General features: G+C 66.5%; 4 protein-coding genes. 3 read left to right on the top strand and 1 reads right to left on the bottom strand.

What is annotated here, in order from left to right:
* From RKE40_RS29520 to RKE40_RS29510, 3 genes are all read left to right on the top strand, one after another.
* Positions 1-395: hypothetical protein (locus tag RKE40_RS29520; RefSeq protein ID WP_316021715.1), on the top strand; the 395-nt coding region annotated here is incomplete at its 5' end.
* Between the two features lie 262 nt (positions 396-657).
* A complete protein-coding gene (locus RKE40_RS29515) occupies positions 658-816 on the top strand; it encodes a hypothetical protein (protein WP_157089626.1) in 159 nt (52 codons plus the stop codon).
* An 11-nt stretch (positions 817-827) separates the two neighbouring features.
* Entirely contained in the window at positions 828-1040 is a 213-nt protein-coding gene (locus RKE40_RS29510; protein ID WP_316021714.1) for a DUF4167 domain-containing protein, read from the top strand.
* 10 nt (positions 1041-1050) lie between these two features.
* On the opposite strand, the gene RKE40_RS29505 is transcribed toward RKE40_RS29510, so the two are convergent.
* Positions 1051-1503 carry a GFA family protein gene (locus RKE40_RS29505; protein WP_316021713.1) on the bottom strand — a complete coding sequence of 151 codons (453 nt, stop codon included), beginning with the start codon at positions 1501-1503 and terminating at the stop codon, positions 1051-1053.
* Between the last annotated feature and the right edge of the window lie 384 nt (positions 1504-1887).

The following is a 1887-nucleotide window of genomic DNA, read 5'->3' as shown; positions in this document are numbered from 1 at the left end:
GTTCCGCCTCGGTGCTCGCCCTGCCCGCCCCCGGCGAGACCGGCAGCTTCGAATTGCGCTTGCTCGGCGAGACCGATGGCAAGCCGGTGATCCTGCTGCGCCAGACGCTGACCACGACGGCACCGGAGGCGACGCTGGCCGCACCCCGCCGCGTCGGGCGTTCGCAGGCCCTGCCCGTTCGCGGCATCGGCCCCAATGGCGACCGCGACCGGGTCGTGCTGGCCAAGCCCGGCGAGCCGGTCGAGGCCGAGGGACCGAGCTTCTATCCGGCCGAGAATGTCGAGGACACGCTCGAGGCGCCGGCGGAGGCGGGCTTGTACGAGCTGCGCTATGTGATGAACGCGCCCCTCAGCGGGCCGCGCATTCTCGCCCGCCAGGAAATCGTCGTGGAGTGAGATCGTCGTGGAGTGAGGCAGCGCCCGGCGAATTTCCCGCGCGATCCCGGGAACCTTAATTCGCCACATTGCGTTGCTAGACACGATGCGTCGACCAGAAGAGTTCGGCTGGCTCCAGTCCTCGAGATCGAGAGACGAGCCCTTTCGCCGCGGCAAACTCAGAAGTTTGATCGCTGCCCGGTGCAGCGAACCGCTCCTCCTGCGTTCGACCTTTTCCACCCTGACTAACGCCCGGCCTAGCCGGGCGCCGATATGGATTCCAATGAAAAAACACACTGAGATCAACACCAAGAACAACCAGACCCAGCACAACGCCACGATCGCCATGACACCGCGGAGGGCCCACCCCGACTGGAAGCCGCAGCCCTGCGGTCTCAGCCGCGAGGAACTCCGCAAGATCGTCGCCGAGATCCTCGGATAAAGGAGGCAGCGATGAACGATCGCCGCCCGAGAACCCTGATGTCCCGCCCTGCCCCGCGGCCCCAGCGCGGCAACCTAGGCCCGGTCGCGCTGCGCCAGGCTTATGAGCGTTGCCTCACCCTGGCGCAGGCCGCAGCCCTAGCGGGCGACCGCATCGAAGCGGAACGCCATTACCAGCAGGCAGAGCACTACCTGCGCTCGCTCGCCGAGGAGCGCGCCGCCTGAGCGACTCCTTTCAGGTGTCGTGGTCGGGATGCTGGCGCGAGCGATACTCCGGCAGACCCGGCGCGATATCGTCCTCGGTACGTGAGCCTTCGAGCCGGCAGAGCTCGTCGAACCAGGCCGGCCTGCCCTCGATGCTGTAGGCATGGCTTGGTTGGAACGCCGCGGCATCGTCGAGGCTTCCAACCGAGACCGAGAGCGAGCCGAGGCTCGGATAGCTGAAAGTCAGCGGCGTGCCGCAATCGCGGCAGAAGCCGCGCTCGGCGACCTCCGACGAGTTGAAGATCGCCGGCCGGCCGCGCGTCCACTCGACATCGCCGATGCGCGAGCTGGCGAAGGCGCCGAAATAGCTGCCTGCCGCCTTCTGGCACATCCGGCAGAAGCAGACCGAAACCTCATGCGGCGGCGTCTTCAGACGATAGCGCACGGCGCCGCACTGGCAGCCGCCGGTCAGGATGGTCGGCATGGCTCTCCTCCTTCGCTGACGACAGGAGCGCATTCTTGACCGACAGGACGCGTCAGCAGAGCATGCATCGCCCTTCCTACAACCAGGCCCGGATCGCCAACCCTCGTTCTGAGGAGGCCCGCAGGGCCGTCTCGAAGGGCGCTCGCGCTGGCGCCGGAACCTCCTGGAGCATCCTTCGAGACGCGATCTGCGATCGCTCCTCAGGATGAGGCCTCAGGGAGGTATCGGTCAGACAAGCAGGCCGAAGCGCGGCACAAAACAAAAAAGGTTGGGCCATTGGGCTCGCGTCGCGGATGCGATGCGGCGGTGGCCGATGCGCTTTAGGCTCCACCGATCCAGCCCAGCGGATCAGGGAGAAGAGCGATGGAGTGCTTTGTTGGCTTG

The sequence above is a fragment of the Allobosea rubneri genome (assembly GCF_032464875.1).
GTDB classification, from domain to species: Bacteria; Pseudomonadota; Alphaproteobacteria; order Rhizobiales; family Beijerinckiaceae; genus Allobosea; species Allobosea rubneri.
The sequence above is the reverse complement of the archived record's forward strand: the minus strand, read 5'-3'. Positions and strand labels throughout refer to the sequence as shown.

Bases quoted from the DNA above. Each gene is read 5' to 3' on its own strand.
- RKE40_RS29510 (WP_316021714.1), top strand. From the start codon at position 828: ATGAACGATCGCCGCCCGAGAACCCTGATGTCCCGCCCTGCCCCGCGG.
- RKE40_RS29515 (WP_157089626.1), top strand. From the start codon at position 658: ATGAAAAAACACACTGAGATCAACACCAAGAACAACCAGACCCAGCAC.
- RKE40_RS29505 (WP_316021713.1), bottom strand. From the start codon at position 1,503: ATGCCGACCATCCTGACCGGCGGCTGCCAGTGCGGCGCCGTGCGCTAT.